Below are 318 nucleotides of genomic sequence, written 5' to 3'. Positions count from 1 at the left end.
CCATGGACAGCAACCAGTTCGCAGCGCTCGGTTCCGCGCAGGTCGCGGCGCTGCGCCCGGATCAGCTCGGCAAGTTGGAACTCGAGGACATCGCCGCGCTCAGCACCGCCGCAATCAAGGCCATCGGCACCCTGGCCATCGCCGCGCTGCAGCCGCAGCAGATCGCTGCACTGACATCGAGCCAGTTCACCTCCTTCGGCTCGGGCCAGATGGCGGCGCTGAAGGCCTCGCAGATCGGCGCGATCGAGACCCAGGATCTGGTGGCGCTGGGCACCGCCGCGATCCGCGGCTTTGCCGACTCGCAGTTGCAAGGCCTGA

At 68.2% G+C, this 318-nt stretch carries 1 protein-coding gene; it reads left to right on the top strand.

Going from position 1 to position 318, the window contains the following annotated elements:
- A partial coding sequence (locus H5407_RS23880; RefSeq protein WP_183106947.1) for a hypothetical protein occupies positions 1–318 on the top strand: 318 nt, incomplete at both ends.

The sequence above is a fragment of the Mitsuaria sp. WAJ17 genome, assembly GCF_014174515.1.
GTDB lineage: Bacteria > Pseudomonadota > Gammaproteobacteria > Burkholderiales > Burkholderiaceae_C > Roseateles_B.
Note: the sequence above shows the minus strand (reverse complement) of the source record. Positions and strands in the feature narration are given on the sequence as shown.